This is a genomic window from Enterococcus sp. DIV1368b (assembly GCF_050529595.1).
In the GTDB taxonomy this organism is placed as follows: Bacteria; Bacillota; Bacilli; order Lactobacillales; family Enterococcaceae; genus Enterococcus_B; species Enterococcus_B mundtii.
This window is the reverse complement of sequence record NZ_CP172883.1, coordinates 687,487-703,459: the sequence shown is the minus strand read 5'-3', so window position 1 is coordinate 703,459 and position 15,973 is coordinate 687,487. Positions and strand designations below refer to the sequence as shown.

The following is a 15,973-nucleotide window of genomic DNA, read 5'->3' as shown; positions in this document are numbered from 1 at the left end:
TCGCCTTGATCAACTGTCTCTATCTTCATAAAACCCGAATTTTAGATCTTATTAGGAAAAGGGATCTTACTTCCTTCTTCATGAATGACTTGTCGAAATTCCAAAAATCCGGCTTCAAGCCCACGTAACAAAACTTCTGCTGTCCCAATATTTGTTGCTAAAGGAATATCATACACATCAGCCAAGCGGATCAACGCAGTGACATCAGGTTCATGAGGTTGAGCTGCTAAAGGATCACGAAGGAAAATCACTAGATCCAATTCATCTTCTGAGATCATCGCGCCAATTTGTTGGTCGCCGCCTAAAGGTCCTGAATTGAACCGATGGACCGATAATCCTGTGGCTTCTGCAATCCGCTGACCAGTTGTCCCTGTCGCGAATAGTTCATGTTGTTCAAGTATGATTTTATAAGCTGTTGTAAATTTGATCATCAACTCTTTTTTACGATCATGTGCAATCAATGCTATTTTCATCTGTCATCGCCCCTTTTTATCAGTGTAACAAATTTTTTTGTGATTTGATATTTTACAACTCCCTATACAAACATATCAAGGACTTCTAGTACATCCACCCATGTTAGAATATCACATTGTTCAATTTTTATTATGTTTCTAGCGGTGTAGTCAATTGAACGCAACTGATGTGTAACAACTTGTCCAGAAATGATTTGTGGTTCTTTGATCTTAATATATGTATCAAATTTTCTTTCAGTTGATGTGATTGGGCAAATCAAACAAAAACCAGTGTATTGGTTGAAGTTATTCTTACTTACTACCAAACCTGGTCTTCGCTTCTGTATTTCCTTTCCTCTAGCTGGATCAAAATCCAGCCATACAATATCTTTTTGCTTTGGATAATCCATTTATAGTTCCTCCCCCTCAAGGTTCATCTCATCCCACTCTTTATCTTCTTGGGTGATTGAATCTCTAAAGCCTGCCCATGCCTCTGGAGTCTTAAAAATATCTTCTTTTTTGGGCTTTAATACATATGTTTCACCTATTTTAATAATCGTATATATTTTTCCAACTTCTGGAGAAATATCTTTGGGAAAAATCGCTCCTACAGAATTTCCAATCTTTCTAATAGTCGTTTCCATTATTATCATCTCCCAGCTTATGTTAAATTGAGTTTAACTTAATTTAACATGAAAATCAAATTTTGTTTTCTTGGTTGCCTCCTTTTTTATATCTCTTAATATCTACAAAGTATTGCTCTAAGATAGTGAATACACGGTAAATCTTTGATAAATCGAGCAGTAAAAACAAAAAAAATAAATTGCCATATTGCTGGAGTTTGCTCTCATTATTGAAGGATCTGCTTCATGAACATCATTTATTCTATTTTGTAGGTGATGAGGTTGTGACAGAAGTGTTCAGCTCCGAGAAATAAGCCGAGAAACCCGAAAATTGTTTTTCAAATTTTTGGGTTTCTCGGCTTATTTCCGAAGGAGTTACTCCTGGAACACCGTTTATTCGCTTTTAAGGATAGAAACAAAAATGAATTTTATTTTTGTCTCACTTTCCACGCACTTTCCAATTATTTTGTACACATTGACGAAAGATGCCACGAATTCTTGTTCATTGTGACATTGAATATAGATAGCGCTTTCAACTATACTAAACACATCAAATAAAAGAAAAAAGAAAGCGTGGTTTGTACGATGGTAGAAATGGCTCTGAAAAATGTATACAAAAAATATGACAATGCAGAAAACTATTCTGTTACTGACTTTAACTTGGCAATCAAAGATCGCGAATTTATCGTATTCGTTGGTCCTTCCGGTTGTGGGAAATCAACAACTCTACGAATGATCGCTGGTCTTGAAGATATTTCCGAAGGAGAATTGAATATCGGCGGTAAAGTAATGAACGATGTTGCTCCTAAAGACCGTGATATCGCGATGGTATTCCAAAACTATGCCTTATACCCTCACATGACGGTATTTGACAATATGGCGTTTGGTTTGAAATTGCGTAAATACGATAAAGCAGACATCCAACAACGTGTGGAAAATGCTGCGGAGATCCTTGGTTTGACTGAATACTTAAAACGTAAACCTGCTGCTCTTTCAGGAGGTCAACGTCAGCGTGTCGCTTTAGGTCGTGCCATCGTACGTGATGCGAAAGTCTTCTTAATGGATGAGCCATTGTCAAACTTGGATGCCAAACTACGTGTAGCCATGCGTGCCGAAATCGCGAAGTTGCATCAACGCTTAGAAACAACAACCATTTACGTTACCCATGACCAAACAGAAGCGATGACAATGGCAGACCGCATCGTCATCATGAAAGATGGATTTATCCAACAAATCGGTTCACCGAAAGAAGTTTATGACACACCAGTCAACATGTTCGTTGCTGGTTTCATTGGTTCACCTGCCATGAACTTTTTCAATGTAAAATTAAGCCAAGGCGTTATCTCAGATGGTCATGGACTAAAATTGAGAATCCCTGAAGGTAAAAATAAAGTGCTAGTTGAAAAAGGTTATGAAGGAAAAGAACTTGTCTTTGGTATCCGTCCAGAAGATATCCATAGTGAACAAGTTGTCTTGGATGCCTCACCAGAAACTGTTGTCAATTCAGAAGTCGTTGTATCTGAATTACTTGGTGCAGAAACCATGCTTTATACTCGCACTGGAACAACTGAGTTCATTTCAAAAGTTGACGCGCGTGACTTCCATAAACCAGGAGAAATGATCGACCTTGCCTTCAATATCAACAAAGGCCATTTCTTTGATAAAGATACAGAAGATGTCATCACGATCCCATAAACGAAACAGAACTTGATGATACGTAAAAGACCCATCGATCGTACGATCTTGGGTCTTTTTTTGGTTATTTTTCAGTCTTTATCTGTGGCATTGCTAAACGACTTTTTTGATCGTTCCTTGTACGATCTCTTTCTTTTGCTGTTTCTTGGCAGCAGTGAAAACTGGCACATCAAAGAATTTACTCAATGTTCCGGCAATGAAGTAAGCGATATTGTAATCCACCAAACTATGGATCAAGCCACCGATCCCCATCAAGATGAATACGGTATAGAAGTAGCCTTCTGCATAGTATGTTTCCGGCATATTCCCTATGAAGAAGAATACACTCACCACTAGCATTTCGATGATCGAGTGGATCACGCCGATCAATAAGTTAAACCCTTGAAAACGCCAGTTCATTAATGTGAATTGCCCGTCTTTTAAGACGATCCCTGGTTTTTTTTGTAAATACCATGCACCGATTAGAGCAAATACCAAATGAGACAATGCACGAAGCGCAATAATCACAGGTGTCGTCAAGAAGAAACCAAATGTTGTACCTAGCGCCACTGCAACAGCTACACCGGGTGAAAAAAACATTGCGATAAATAATGGCACATGTGAAGCTAGTGTAAATGAAGCAGGCGGAATTACGATCTTAGGCATGATCATCGGAATAAGAACGCCCATCCCGATCAATAAAGCGGAAATTGTCAATTTTCTTACAGAATTTGTTTTCATTTTTTTACTCCCTTGATGTGTCTTGACACATTTGTTTTGACCTATTGTACCGCTAACTTTCTAATGTGTCAAGACACATAAAGAGAAACAGAACATCTGAAATGCCCCCCTCTCTAAAATCGAATAATTTGATCTTGGACCTTATGTCCTAAAATAGTCAGGCACCACTTGAAGAATACCCAAAATGGTTTTCTCAAGTGATGCCTTCATGCTTAGAGCGAAAAGACTTTTTCAGCCTTCTATTCCTCATTTTATTTTTTTAGATGTTCCATGGCATTGCTCAAAGCAGCAAATTCTCCTAAAGAAAGTGTTTCTCCTCGTCTTTTCGGATCGATTCCTGCCTCCGTTAGACTTGCGGTTAACCAACTTTTTGTTTCTTCGTCTTTCCCATAGGCATGTTGCAAATTATTCCACAAAGTTTTTCTACGCTGTTGAAACGCAGCCTTTGTCAGACGGAAAAAGGCTTTTTCATCCGTTACGGAAACTGCTGGTGTTGCGCGTCTTGTCAATTTCAAGATTGCTGAATCCACGTTTGGTTGTGGTACAAATACTGTTTTTGGCACAATAAACGCCAAACTTGCTTCCATATAGTATTGCACAGCGATCGATAAAGAACCATATGCTTTTGTTCCCGGTTTGGCTGAGATGCGATCAGCTACTTCTTTTTGCATCATCACGATCATTTCGTCAACCACTACGTCTGATTCAAGAAAGTGCATCATGATTGGTGTCGTAATATAATAAGGCAGATTAGCCACCACTTTCAATGGTAACTGCTCGTTGAATTGAGTATTGACTGCCTCTGCCAAATCAGTTTTCAAAATATCTTGGTGGATGACTGTGACATTCGGATATGGCGAAAGGGTATCTGCCAAGACAGGAATCAATCGATCGTCGATTTCAAATGCGACTACTTGTTTGGCATGACGCGCGATTTGCTCTGTTAATGCACCAATTCCTGGTCCTACTTCAATGACATTAGTCTGCTGATCGATTTGACCAGTTTCAATGATTTTCCGAAGGATATTCGGCTCTGTCAAAAAGTTTTGTCCTAAGCTCTTTTTAAAGGAGAAGCCGTGCTTCAATAAAATTTCTTTTGTTCTAGTGGGTGTTGCAATATCCCGATATTCACTCATAATGATCCTCCACTTTTTTCATTGCCTGCTTAAACTCAGCTAACGTAATTCGGAACATGTTCAACCGTTTTTCCAATTGTTTTCCGTTTGTATAGCCAATGCGTAATTCATCGCCTAGCATCTCACGCTTTTCTTTTGCTTGTGGTCCGGCAATCAATCCATACGCAACAAGCATTTGTCTAGTGATCTCTGGTACTTGGGTCTCATCATCGACTGGCGTAACGACCTTTTTCAACGCTTCTAATATCGCTTCGTCACTCGCATGTTCGACTCCTAAGCTTCCCTTTTTTTTCGGTACGGCTTGGTTCCTTGGCAAAAATGCATGTTTTGCTTGTGGTACCACTTCCATGATTGTTTTACGAATCTTCTCACCTGAGAAATCTGGGTCCGTAAAAATAATGATTCCCCTAGTTTCCTGTGCATGTTCGATCTGCATCAAGATTTCTTCATTGATCGCTGAACCAATCGTTTCTATCGTGTCGGCTTCAACCACTTCTTGTAGCCTTCTCGTATCGTCTTTCCCTTCGACAACAATGATTTCTTGGATCTTTAACTTAGTCATGCTCTGATAATCCAAATAAACGATGGGCATTTTTCCATGTTTGTGCCGCTACTTCTTCCATTGGTAGTTGACGAAGTTCAGCGATCTTTTCGACTGTGTAACGAGTATACCCTGGTTCATTTCTTTTTCCTCGATAGGGCATTGGCGCTAAATATGGAGCATCCGTTTCCACTAATAGACGATCCAATGGAACGTTTGTCGCTGCTTCTTGCACATCTAACGCCTTTTTGAAAGTGACGACACCACTGAAAGAAATGTGCATCCCTAAATCAAGGAAACGTTGTGCCCATTCATAATCACCACTAAAGCTGTGCATGATCCCACCAATGTCGCGAATGTCCTCTTCTTTTAAAACCTTATAAGTATCTTCCAATGCTTCTCTCGTATGGATACTAATTGGTAAGTTCATCTCTTTTGCGATGGCGATCTGTCTTCTAAAAATTTTATCTTGGACTTCTTTTGGATCTTCCATCCAATAATAATCCAGTCCGATTTCCCCTAAAGCAACCACTTTTGGTAAAGTCAATTGTTCTTGAAGTTTATTTTCGATTTCTTTCGTATAGCTACCAGCTTCGGTAGGATGCCAACCAATGATGCTATAAATGTTTGGGTAATCTTGACTAAGCATCAAGGACTTTTCGATCGTCGGTGTATCAAAGCCTACGACGGCCATTTTAGTCACACCTAGTTCTTCTGCACGCTGGATCGTTTCAGGAATGTCATCATTGAATTGTTCCGCGTTCAAATGAGTATGAGAATCAAATATCATCTTTATCTCTCCTTTTCATTCATTACTTTAGCATATAAGCAGGCGTTAAAGAAGTCTCAAAGACTAAAAAACATGAGATATCGTACAAAGAAAGACAAGAAATGACTTGATTCACTTCTTGTCTTTTCATTATCAGTTAGTTACTTTCAGTTTGTCTTTTTTTGTAGTAGAACACAGGTACACCTAATAATGTGACTAAGATTCCGATCAATGCCAAATTCGTTTGTGTGATCAGTGTCATCCCTAAAATAAAGATGGCTCCTAAAATCGCAATGATCGGTATCACAGGATACAATGGTACTTTATATGGACGAGGCATCTCTGGTGCTTTCTTTCTTAAAATAAATACGCCAATAAAAATCAATAAGCTAAATAGCCACATGACAAAAATCAACATATCCGTCAGAAAATCAAACGACCCTAAACTCATCATGATACAGGCGATCGCTAATTGGAACAACGCAGGGACATAAGGGACGGTAAAGTTTTTTGAAAGCTTTGTCAACTGTTTGCTGAACGGTAATTCATTTTCTAATGCCATGGCATATGGCACACGAATCCCAGTCAACGTATAACCATTCAATGCGCCGTAGACAGAGATCAAAATACCGATCGTAACGATTTTCCCTCCTAGTTCACCGAAGATGACCGCTGACGCATCAGATGAAGCATTCAAGTTCCCAGCAATTTGATCAATCGGTAATGTTTTTAAAAAGACGAAGTTGATCAATAGATAAACGAATGTCACAAAACTCAATCCTAAAATAATCGCTTTTGGTAGATCCTTTTCTGGACGTTTCATTTCTCCAGCCATGGCTCCGACACCTAACCAGCCATCGTAAGCGAAAAGCGTCGCCAACAAAGCACCACTAAGTCCTTCTGCCCATGAAACACCTTGTCCGGCTTCTACTGGAAATAATTGAACAGTACCCTGTCCTGGTGTCAGAAGCCCCCAAATAATGATCACTGCAATTGGGATCAACTTGACTACCAATGTAATCGATTGAACGTACGCACCAACTTTGGTCCCTAACAGATTCAATCCAGTGATAGAAAGTGCTGTAATAATAGCAATCACTAATAAATAATCAGGAGATAGCTGTAAGAGATTGATCAGCTGTGTTGCAAAGATGATCGATAATGCCGCAATGTTGGCTGGAAAGTAAATCAAACTTTGTGCCCAGCCTAACAAAAAACTTGGTAACTTACCGTAAGCTGCTTCAATATACTTGACCGCTCCACCTGTTTCAGGAATGGCAGTGGCTAATTCAGCGACTGTTAGCCCCGCACAGATCGTTAAGAATCCCCCTAACAACCACGCGAGTAACGTCAAACTTGTTGATTGTGTACTTGCCACTACCGCTGCTGTTTTAAAAAAGACGCCGGCGCCGATCACAGTTCCCATTACTGTGGATAATGCACCAAACAAATTGATCTCGCGTTTTAATTTCCCCTTCATCCTCTTCCTCATTTCGTATTTCTTTTTTATTTTTTTCAGTATACCCGAGAACTTTTCATTTTACCATTCTTTTCAGAAATTTGTAGTGAAAATATCCCTCTAAAGACGGATGTATTCTTGTCTTGCTTCTTATAGAATGAAGCTACTTGAAATGTAAGGAGGTACCCTATGGATTTTCAATCGATCGATCCAAAACTAGCATCTTATCTAAAAGATAAAGGTACTACTTTCTTTCCACAAAAAGAACAAAAACAATCCAAGCTACATTGGTTATTGTTGATTTTATTTGGCTGGTTGACGATTGCGACATTGACACAGCAATTGCTATTGATGGCTGGTTTTCTTCTCATTGCCGCCTTGATCAAAGGGCCTGGGATGTTGTTGTGGGGAATCGTCTATTCCTTTCTCGTCGGCTTGTTTCCGCCCATTGCTTTTTTACTATCGGTCATCTTTTTACTATTGAATGTTCAAACGATCGTCAAAAATTGGCGCGTCACGATGGTCGGGATTTTTTTCTACGGCTATCCTTTAGCTATGAACGCCTTGCGCCACTTGACTGATTGGGATACAAGATGGTTCTTTGCGATCAGCTTGCTCCTAGGGCTGGTGATCCTTCACTCGCTATTGACCAAGATTTATGCACGTTACGGCAATAGCCGCCTGATTGCTTGGTATATTCTATGTATTCCATTTTCAATCGTCGCAGCGCTGTTGCCAACGAAAGTCAAACAACGGCTAAAACTAAAAAAAGTCGGACGATGATTATCATCGCTCGACTTTTTTCAATTATCTATAAATCTATTTTATTGATGCACCGATCCTGTGAATTTCATTTTTTTTAAAAACTGTTCATACATATTTTGATTTATACCTAAAGTATCAAGTAAATAATTATTCTCGGTTCCCCAATTATTTAAACCTCTGTAGTAGAACTCACGATCAACATCTTTGATCACGAAAGGCATGATATTGTGCCTCAAGCATTCTTTGAACATAATCAAACGTCCCGTACGTCCGTTGCCATCTGCAAATGGGTGGATGCGTTCATATTTCACATGAAAATCTGCAATTTCAACTAAGCTTTGTTTTTTTGAGTTCTCATAGTGAGCAAGTAATTCCGTCATTTTTTCAGTTACTTCCTCGGGTGCTGTGGTTTCAACCTCATCATAACCAAAACCAATCATATTTTGAACAAGTTTAAATTCTCCGACAGGTGTTAGCGGATTGTTTTCATCAGTTGTTCCTCGTTTCAAAATTCGATGTAGTTCTTTGATAAAATCATTCGATAACGGTTCTTCGATATGATCGATCACGTAATCGAAACCTTTGAAATGATTTTCTGTTTCTTTGATATCATCTAGTTTCGTTGCCTCGCCACTTTCAGCAGGAGGGAGAATATTATTTTCAAATATTAAGGCGGTTTGCTTCTCAGAAATTCTCGACCCTTCTATTCGATTGGAGTTATACGCCATTTCTACTTGCGTCAAATGGTAAATTCCGCCATGCATATTTGCTTTTTTTTCCAGTACAAATCGGGTAACTAAATCTAACTCAGCCACATTCATCTTTCGTCTCCTTCCAATAGATAGCATAGTTATCCTATTTCTTATCAAGCGCTAGCTAAGCCAATGACCTGCTCATTCGGCTTGGATCGTTTACTTACTCACTTTTCTTTCTTATTGTAACATGAATGAATGGTTTAATACTGCAGTTCCAAAAAATTTGTCACTCAATCAAAGTTATAAAAAAGCCGAGGAGATTCGTCCTTTCGTACCCCCTAAAAACAAATAAACGGTGTTCGCACAACCTCGTTAGTTTTATTTTTATAGATCCACGAAAAGTAAGCCTATCAAAAAAGAACTATTCTAAGCTTATTTGCTTAGAATAGTTCTTACAGTCATTGATTAGCCAACTTCAGAACCGTTTGGCATACCTTTTGGTGCTTCGATCACTTGTAGTGAACCATCAGCTGCTTCTGCTGAAAGGATCATTCCTTGACTGATCAGCCCGCGCATTTTGCGTGGTTTCAAGTTAGCAACGATCACTAATTTTTTGCCGATCAATTCACTTGGATCAGGATAAAATTCGGCAATACCAGACAAGATTTGACGGTCTTGGTCATCTCCTGCATCTAGACGGAATTGCAATAATTTATCTGCCCCTTCGACTTTTTGGCAATTGATGACTTCTGCTACTTTTAATTCGACTTTTTCAAATACATCGAACTTGATTTGTTTTTCTTTGGTCGAAACAAGCTCTGTTTCTTCTGGGTCCCATTTGACAGAGTCCTCATTTGTTTGAGTACCTTCTGACATTTTTGCTTGGATATACGCAATTTCTTCTTCCAGCTCTAGGCGTGGGAAAATCGGTGTACCTTTTGCAACGACTTTTGTCCCAGATGGGAATTCACCGAAGTGTAATCCTTCAAGGTTCATCGTCTCGGCATCCAACCCTAATTGATTGAAGATTTTAGTTGGTGTTTCTGTCATGATCGGTTGCAAGAGGATCGCAGTGATACGTAGCGATTCAGCTAAGTGGATCATCACGCTCTCTAACTCTTTTTTCTTCTCTTCGTCTTTTGCTAAGACCCAAGGTTCTGTTTCATCGATATATTTGTTGGCACGAGAAATCAATACCCAGATTTCAGCTAATGCAGTGTTGAATTCCATTTTTTCCATTGCATCATGATAACGACCTACCACATTCGCAGCAGTTGTTGATAGCTCACTGTCAAACGGTGTCACTAATGACGCATAGTCAGGAACCATGCCATCACAATATTTATTGATCATTGCAATCGTTCGATTCAAGAGATTCCCTAAGTCGTTCGCCAAATCGTAGTTCACACGTGACACAAAGTCTTCTGGTGTAAATACGCCATCTGAACCAAATGGTACTGCACGCAATAAGTAATAACGCAAAGCATCTAAGCCATAGCGTTCAACAAGCATTTCTGGATAAACGACATTACCTTTCGATTTAGACATCTTGCCGTCTTTCATCAATAACCAGCCATGTCCAAAGACTTTCTTCGGCAATGGGATATCTAATGCCATCAACATGATCGGCCAATAGATCGTATGGAACCGAACGATTTCTTTTCCAACCATATGGACATCTGCAGGCCAATATTTCTGGAATAATTGATCGTCCTCTGAACCGTAACCTAGTGCGGTGATGTAGTTCGACAACGCATCGATCCAGACATACACTACATGTTTCGGATCATTTTTGACATTGATTCCCCAGCTGAACGTCGTCCGTGAAACTGCTAGATCTTCTAAACCAGGTTTGATGAAGTTATTGATCATCTCATTTTTACGTGATTCAGGTTGGATAAACTCTGGGTGTTCTTCGTAGTATTCCAACAAGCGATCTGCATACTTACTCATACGGAAGAAATAAGACTCTTCCTTGACTAGCTCGACTTCATGACCACTTGGCGCTTTCCCACCGATCACTTTGCCGTCTTCATCTTTGTATACTTCTGCAAGTTGAGTTTCTGTAAAGAATTCCTCATCTGAGACAGAATACCAACCTTCATATTCACCTAAGTAAATATCGCCTTGTTCAAGCAAACGATCAAAGATTTTTTGAACTGCTGCTTTATGATAATCATCAGTTGTGCGAATGAATTTATCGTAGCTGATATCTAATGTTTTCCACAGTTTTTTGACATCTGCAGCCATTTTGTCTACATATTCCTGTGGCTCTACGCCTAATTCTTCTGCTTTTTTCTCGATTTTCTGTCCGTGTTCATCTACCCCAGTTAGATAAAACACATCAAAGCCCATCAAACGTTTATAACGTGCAACAGCATCACATGCAATCGTTGTATAAGAATTGCCAATGTGCAGTTTGCCACTTGGATAATAGATGGGCGTAGTGATATAAAAAGTTTCCTTTTCTGCCATGGGGTACTTCCTCCTTTATCGCATGGTGCGAATTCGTTTCCTTGCTAGTATACCATAAAATGAATACGCTGTTAGCTTTTTTTGATAACTCCCGAAATGTAAAGATGTCCTTTCCCTTCAAGAAAACATTTATAAAGAACCTACGTTATCGTGATGATCCACTTCATTCTCTACCCACACTCTCACTCCTTTTTCTTCAGGATCATCTACTCTCTCATTTTTACTTTACAAACATGCTATAATAAGCAATATCATATAAGAAAAGGTTTTGAGACTAATGACAAAAAAACACAAACGAATGATTATCAGCATTGCTTTACTTTCTCTCATCCATTTATTATTTAGTTTTTACTATTTACATCTGTATGGTTATTTCAATTTGCATGGACAATTAAATACGTTTCTTTTGCTCACTTTGATCCTTCGAGTGATCCTAGCAGGGTATATCGTCCTCTGTGGCTTTTTCGCGATTCGAGAAGAAAAACAGAAGCTTCTCCCTTTTTATTTGCTTTTCTTCCTATTTAATCTACTCTTACCGTTCCTTTTTCAACTCTGAGTTCGATTTATTTGTCTAGAAATCTTTGGTTTTCAGGGAGATTCTGCTACAATAAAGTAAAAAGTACCTTAACATCACAGGAGGTGAGAAAGTGGAACATTTTCATTCAAAAGAAGAAGAAAAAACATATTATGAACAAAAGGCCTCTGAAACTGATTTCTTATCTTGGTACCAAGACCAAGAACGTCCTGAATATGAAAAACCTTCCTTGACAGTCGATATCGTTTTACTCTGCTACAACAAAGAAGAAGATCAATTAAAAGTTTTACTTATCCAACGTAAAAGCCATCCTTACCGAAATTCTTGGGCACTTCCCGGAGGATTCGTCCAAAAAAACGAATCCACAGGTGCCAGCGTCTTGCGAGAAACAAAAGAAGAAACAGGCGTCATCATATCCGAAGAAAACATTGAACAACTGCATACCTTCAGTACACCGAATCGTGATCCTCGTGGCTGGGTCGTGACAGTCAGCTATCTCGCCTTTATCGGTGAAGAACCTTTGATCGCTGGAGATGATGCCAAAGAAGTGCAGTGGTTTTCACTTGAACGCAATGCAAACAAACTGCATCTATCGAGTGGGGATGTAGCAATCACTCTGGACTTGACGACGAGCGAGTCTTCTGGCAAAGACACATTAGCCTTTGACCATAGCGAGATCATTGTCAAAGCCTTCAACCGTGTCGTCAATAAAATGGAACATGAACCGCAAGTGCTTCAAGTTCTAGGAAAAGACTTCACGATCACTGAAGCACGCAAAGTATTCGCTAAATTCTTAGGGATCGATTTTAAAATGATCGATCATTCCAATTTCAAAAAAGCCATGTTACAATACTTCGATGAAATCGGTGAACGCCCTGTCGGTATCGGACGTCCCTCAAAGATCTATCAATTAAAACCTGGACATACAGAATAAAAAGAGGTGAAGGGCATGAATGCTCTTCTCCTCTTTTTTGGTTTGTCATAATTAGTGAGCTTCTCTGAAAGAAATTCCTAGAAACAAAAACAATAGATGTTTTTTATTAGCAAGGCGAACCCTGGCGCCCCTACCAGTTTTTTTATTCAAAAAGGACTTGCTTCCCGATTTCAACTAATTCCAGACTCTTTTTGTTTGTGGAAGGATTTGTTTGTTCTTTCATATCGATCAATACTAACTTTTTGCTATACCATTGCGATTTATATTGGAGCTTTGCTAATAGCTTGTGCCAGTCTTGGATAGAAAAATCACCTTCCGGACAATCTGCTGAAATCGATTCGACAAACAAATAATCATAATGACGGATCACCGTTCCTGAAATTTGTTCCAAATAGTCTTCTCGTTGAAATTTTTGTTTTAAATAAAGGTCTTTGATTTTCCTTTTTTGCTTTTGATAATTTTTTACTCTTTCAACGTGTGTTCGTCGATGCTGTGCTGATCGTCCTTTGATCACAAGCTTTCTCTTTGCCCGCAGGAGCTGTTGATCCACTTGTTTGAATTTAGGGATCGTGATGTCAAGCGGTGTGGACATCTCCACTAGACGATCTGGATCATAGGCTATCCCGATCCATTTATTTGACGCTTTCATCGTCTTTTGGGGAACTTCACAGAGCAAGGAGACATAAAAGATCTCGTTGTATCGAGATGAGATCGTTGCTGAACGAATCGTTCCTTCAATCGGACGATGTGCATGGATGCGAATTTTCTCTTTTAGCTTTGGCAATTTGAGGTATGTTTCTTCTAAATAGATGGTTCCTTTTTGATTATTCGTCGTATACGACTGCCAAATACTTTTTTTATTTTTCAGTTTGGGGAAGCTTGCGCGTCCTTTAAAATAATTACGAAATGCACGATCCAAGTTTAATTGGGCATTCGCTAAGGCTAAACTATCGACTTCCTTTAAAAACGGATATTGCTTTTTTAAAGAAGCTGGTGTCAGCGTATAATCGATCTCTTGCGTTTCTAAATAATACGCCTGTCTGGCTTTTAATAAATGATTGTAAGTGAAACGCACACAACCAAATGTTTGGATCAACCACTGTTTTTGTGAAACAGTGGGATAGATTCGAAATTTAAAGGCTTTTAGCATCGGCTTCTCCCCCTAGTTTGCGACTAGCAAGGCTTCTTTCTGCCGTTTTAATTTTTTCGCATAATAAGCAACTTCTTGTTCTGTTGCATATACAAAATGTTCAGGAGAAATTTCGCGTAACGTACGGATTTGTCCATCGTCTGGTTCAGGTTGATACTTGATCCGGCGACGTTGGCGTTCATGATCAGGGTCAGGCAATGGGATCGCTGATAGTAAGCTTTCCGTATATGGATGCACTCCATGATTATAGATTTCTTCACTGGTTCCCATCTCAAGCAACAAGCCATTGTGCATCACACCAATACGGTCACTGATATGTTTCACCATGGATAGATCGTGCGCGATAAACAAGTAAGTCAATCCTTGCTCTTTTTGTAAATCTTGTAAAAGATTGACCACTTGGGCTTGGATCGATACGTCTAAAGCAGAGATTGGTTCATCACAAATGATAAACTTCGGATTGACTGCTAATGCTCGTGCAATCCCGATCCGTTGGCGTTGTCCCCCTGAAAATTCATGAGGATAGCGTGTGCCATGGCTGGGATTTAAGCCAACTGTTTTTAGTAACTCGTTGACTTTTTCTGCACGTTCTTCGGGTGATTTAGCTAGTCCATTGACATCGATTCCTTCTGCAATGATATCTCGTACTTTCATTCTTGGATTTAATGAAGCATATGGATCTTGGAAAATCATTTGGACTTCATGACGAAACTTTGTCATGGCTTGTTTGCCTTTTAATTTCGTCACATCTTGCCCATCAAATAAAATCTCGCCACCCGTTGGTTCATTCAAACGGATGATCGTTCGGCCTGTGGTTGACTTTCCACTACCAGATTCGCCAACTAAGCCGAATGTTTCTCCTTCATAGATGTGAAAACTGATATCATTCACCGCATGGACTTCATTTTTCTTTCCTACATTAAAATACTGTTTTAAGCCTTTAACCTCGAGCAGTTTTTTGTTCATTGTTCAATCCCCCTTGGCCATGTGCTTTTTGCTTTTCTTGAAAAATCGCCCAGCGCCGTTGAATCTCTTCTGGCGGTGTCACTTTTGGCGCTTGTGGGGCTAATAGCCAAGTAGCTGCTTGGTGTGTTGGTGATAGTTCGAAAAACGGTGGTGCTTGTTCCGCATCGATTTTCAATGCAAATTCATTTCGTGGATAGAAGGCATCTCCTTTTGGCGGATTCAATAAATCCGGTGGAGAACCTGGGATTGCATATAAGCGGTCATTGCCACTTTCCAATGTAGGCATAGAGCCAAGTAAGCCCCATGTATACGGATGCTGTGGATTGTAAAAAATCTCTTCAGATGTTCCCACTTCAATGATTTTTCCACCGTACATCACTGCTACTCGATCAGCAACATTCGCTACGACACCAAGATCATGGGTGATAAAAATGATCGACGTGTCGATTTTTGATTGGATTTTTTTCAACAACTCTAAAATCTGTGCTTGGATCGTCACATCTAAGGCTGTCGTTGGTTCATCTGCAATCAAGATTTCTGGGTAACATATCAACGCGATCGCGATCACGATCCGTTGCCGTTGTCCCCCTGAAAATTGATGAGGATAGCTATGGATGCGTTTCTCAGCCTCCGGGATCCCTACAAGATTCAATAATTCTAAAGCGGCTTTTTGCCCCTCTTTTTTCGATACTTTATTATGCTTACGTAAAGATTCTGCTACTTGTTTACCAATCGTCATCGTTGGATCTAATGAAGTCATCGGATCTTGGAAGATCATCGCAATTTCTTTCCCACGAATCTTTTGCATTTCTTTTTCTGTTTTATCAACAATGTTTTGTCCTTTGAATAAGATCTCACCAGAATCGATCGATGCGTTACTCGATAGTAAACGCATGATACTTCTAGTCGTTACAGATTTCCCACTACCGGATTCGCCAACGATTGCCAATGTTTCACCTTTGTTCAAATGAAAATCGACGCCTCGGATTGCTTGGACTTTTCCAGCATAGGTATCAAAGGAGATTTGTAAGTTCTTTACTTCAAGAATTTTCGTCATC

The 15,973-nt window shown here is 39.5% G+C and carries 17 protein-coding genes; 4 read left to right on the top strand and 13 right to left on the bottom strand.

The features are described from left to right. Positions 1-41: 41 nt before the first annotated feature. The 3 genes from mgsA to IGJ19_RS03290 form a co-directional block, all read right to left on the bottom strand. Complete coding sequence (mgsA, locus tag IGJ19_RS03300) at positions 42-473, bottom strand: methylglyoxal synthase (RefSeq protein ID WP_071866633.1); 432 nt, start codon at positions 471-473, stop codon at positions 42-44. 62 nt (positions 474-535) lie between these two features. Further along, on the bottom strand, positions 536-862 hold the full coding sequence (locus IGJ19_RS03295) for a type II toxin-antitoxin system PemK/MazF family toxin (RefSeq protein WP_074800667.1): 327 nt from the start codon (positions 860-862) through the stop codon (positions 536-538). Then, positions 863-1,096, bottom strand: coding sequence for an AbrB/MazE/SpoVT family DNA-binding domain-containing protein (locus tag IGJ19_RS03290; RefSeq protein ID WP_066026200.1), 234 nt, complete (start codon positions 1,094-1,096; stop codon positions 863-865). A gap of 564 nt (positions 1,097-1,660) precedes the next feature. On the opposite strand from IGJ19_RS03290, the gene IGJ19_RS03285 reads away from it, so the two are divergent. Further along, entirely contained in the window at positions 1,661-2,770 is a 1,110-nt protein-coding gene (locus IGJ19_RS03285; protein ID WP_010736134.1) for an ABC transporter ATP-binding protein, read from the top strand. A gap of 93 nt (positions 2,771-2,863) precedes the next feature. On the opposite strand, the gene IGJ19_RS03280 is transcribed toward IGJ19_RS03285, so the two are convergent. From IGJ19_RS03280 to IGJ19_RS03260, 5 genes are all read right to left on the bottom strand, one after another. After that, positions 2,864-3,490, bottom strand: a complete 627-nt coding sequence (locus IGJ19_RS03280) for a hypothetical protein (RefSeq protein ID WP_019722490.1) — start codon at positions 3,488-3,490, stop codon at positions 2,864-2,866. 251 nt (positions 3,491-3,741) lie between these two features. Beyond that, positions 3,742-4,626 (bottom strand): 16S rRNA (adenine(1518)-N(6)/adenine(1519)-N(6))-dimethyltransferase RsmA, encoded by an 885-nt coding sequence (rsmA, locus tag IGJ19_RS03275; protein WP_430604411.1) that lies wholly within the window; start codon positions 4,624-4,626, stop codon positions 3,742-3,744. After that, entirely contained in the window at positions 4,619-5,188 is a 570-nt protein-coding gene (gene rnmV, locus IGJ19_RS03270) for a ribonuclease M5 (RefSeq protein WP_071866636.1), read from the bottom strand. Before rnmV ends, rsmA begins: the two co-directional genes overlap by 8 nt. After that, positions 5,181-5,957 carry a TatD family hydrolase gene (locus tag IGJ19_RS03265; protein ID WP_071866637.1) on the bottom strand — a complete coding sequence of 259 codons (777 nt, stop codon included), beginning with the start codon at positions 5,955-5,957 and terminating at the stop codon, positions 5,181-5,183. Before IGJ19_RS03265 ends, rnmV begins: the two co-directional genes overlap by 8 nt. A gap of 136 nt (positions 5,958-6,093) precedes the next feature. Further along, complete coding sequence (locus IGJ19_RS03260) at positions 6,094-7,416, bottom strand: APC family permease (protein ID WP_430604410.1); 1,323 nt, start codon at positions 7,414-7,416, stop codon at positions 6,094-6,096. Between the two features lie 168 nt (positions 7,417-7,584). On the opposite strand from IGJ19_RS03260, the gene IGJ19_RS03255 reads away from it, so the two are divergent. Beyond that, positions 7,585-8,178, top strand: coding sequence for a hypothetical protein (locus IGJ19_RS03255; protein WP_010736140.1), 594 nt, complete (start codon positions 7,585-7,587; stop codon positions 8,176-8,178). A 41-nt stretch (positions 8,179-8,219) separates the two neighbouring features. Here IGJ19_RS03255 and IGJ19_RS03250 read toward each other — a convergent pair whose 3' ends face one another. Next, positions 8,220-8,981 (bottom strand): Fic family protein, encoded by a 762-nt coding sequence (locus IGJ19_RS03250; protein WP_430604409.1) that lies wholly within the window; start codon positions 8,979-8,981, stop codon positions 8,220-8,222. Positions 8,982-9,320: 339 nt separating this feature from the next. Continuing rightward, on the bottom strand, positions 9,321-11,330 hold the full coding sequence (gene metG / locus IGJ19_RS03245) for a methionine--tRNA ligase (RefSeq protein WP_010736142.1): 2,010 nt from the start codon (positions 11,328-11,330) through the stop codon (positions 9,321-9,323). A 277-nt stretch (positions 11,331-11,607) separates the two neighbouring features. On the opposite strand from metG, the gene IGJ19_RS03240 reads away from it, so the two are divergent. Together IGJ19_RS03240 and IGJ19_RS03235 are read left to right on the top strand one after the other, a co-directional pair. Continuing rightward, positions 11,608-11,886, top strand: a complete 279-nt coding sequence (locus IGJ19_RS03240) for a hypothetical protein (RefSeq protein WP_010736143.1) — start codon at positions 11,608-11,610, stop codon at positions 11,884-11,886. Between the two features lie 91 nt (positions 11,887-11,977). Next, positions 11,978-12,799 (top strand): NUDIX domain-containing protein, encoded by an 822-nt coding sequence (locus tag IGJ19_RS03235; protein ID WP_074800652.1) that lies wholly within the window; start codon positions 11,978-11,980, stop codon positions 12,797-12,799. Between the two features lie 142 nt (positions 12,800-12,941). Here IGJ19_RS03235 and IGJ19_RS03230 read toward each other — a convergent pair whose 3' ends face one another. The 3 genes from IGJ19_RS03230 to IGJ19_RS03220 are packed head-to-tail and all read right to left on the bottom strand — an operon-like array spanning position 12,942 to position 15,972. Beyond that, a complete protein-coding gene (locus tag IGJ19_RS03230) occupies positions 12,942-13,949 on the bottom strand; it encodes an RNA-guided endonuclease TnpB family protein (RefSeq protein ID WP_430604408.1) in 1,008 nt (335 codons plus the stop codon). Positions 13,950-13,961: 12 nt separating this feature from the next. After that, a complete protein-coding gene (locus IGJ19_RS03225) occupies positions 13,962-14,915 on the bottom strand; it encodes an ABC transporter ATP-binding protein (RefSeq protein ID WP_074800646.1) in 954 nt (317 codons plus the stop codon). Further along, positions 14,890-15,972 (bottom strand): ABC transporter ATP-binding protein, encoded by a 1,083-nt coding sequence (locus IGJ19_RS03220; protein ID WP_019722498.1) that lies wholly within the window; start codon positions 15,970-15,972, stop codon positions 14,890-14,892. Before IGJ19_RS03220 ends, IGJ19_RS03225 begins: the two co-directional genes overlap by 26 nt. Between the last annotated feature and the right edge of the window lies 1 nt (position 15,973).

Bases quoted from the DNA above. Each gene is read 5' to 3' on its own strand.
- IGJ19_RS03230 (WP_430604408.1), bottom strand. From the start codon at position 13,949: ATGCTAAAAGCCTTTAAATTTCGAATCTATCCCACTGTTTCACAAAAA.
- IGJ19_RS03285 (WP_010736134.1), top strand. From the start codon at position 1,661: ATGGTAGAAATGGCTCTGAAAAATGTATACAAAAAATATGACAATGCA.
- mgsA (WP_071866633.1), bottom strand. From the start codon at position 473: ATGAAAATAGCATTGATTGCACATGATCGTAAAAAAGAGTTGATGATC.
- IGJ19_RS03250 (WP_430604409.1), bottom strand. From the start codon at position 8,981: ATGAATGTGGCTGAGTTAGATTTAGTTACCCGATTTGTACTGGAAAAA.
- IGJ19_RS03280 (WP_019722490.1), bottom strand. From the start codon at position 3,490: ATGAAAACAAATTCTGTAAGAAAATTGACAATTTCCGCTTTATTGATC.
- IGJ19_RS03225 (WP_074800646.1), bottom strand. From the start codon at position 14,915: ATGAACAAAAAACTGCTCGAGGTTAAAGGCTTAAAACAGTATTTTAAT.
- metG (WP_010736142.1), bottom strand. From the start codon at position 11,330: ATGGCAGAAAAGGAAACTTTTTATATCACTACGCCCATCTATTATCCA.
- IGJ19_RS03260 (WP_430604410.1), bottom strand. From the start codon at position 7,416: ATGAAGGGGAAATTAAAACGCGAGATCAATTTGTTTGGTGCATTATCC.
- IGJ19_RS03290 (WP_066026200.1), bottom strand. From the start codon at position 1,096: ATGGAAACGACTATTAGAAAGATTGGAAATTCTGTAGGAGCGATTTTT.
- IGJ19_RS03255 (WP_010736140.1), top strand. From the start codon at position 7,585: ATGGATTTTCAATCGATCGATCCAAAACTAGCATCTTATCTAAAAGAT.
- IGJ19_RS03295 (WP_074800667.1), bottom strand. From the start codon at position 862: ATGGATTATCCAAAGCAAAAAGATATTGTATGGCTGGATTTTGATCCA.
- IGJ19_RS03220 (WP_019722498.1), bottom strand. From the start codon at position 15,972: ATGACGAAAATTCTTGAAGTAAAGAACTTACAAATCTCCTTTGATACC.
- rsmA (WP_430604411.1), bottom strand. From the start codon at position 4,626: ATGAGTGAATATCGGGATATTGCAACACCCACTAGAACAAAAGAAATT.
- IGJ19_RS03240 (WP_010736143.1), top strand. From the start codon at position 11,608: ATGACAAAAAAACACAAACGAATGATTATCAGCATTGCTTTACTTTCT.
- IGJ19_RS03265 (WP_071866637.1), bottom strand. From the start codon at position 5,957: ATGATATTTGATTCTCATACTCATTTGAACGCGGAACAATTCAATGAT.
- rnmV (WP_071866636.1), bottom strand. From the start codon at position 5,188: ATGACTAAGTTAAAGATCCAAGAAATCATTGTTGTCGAAGGGAAAGAC.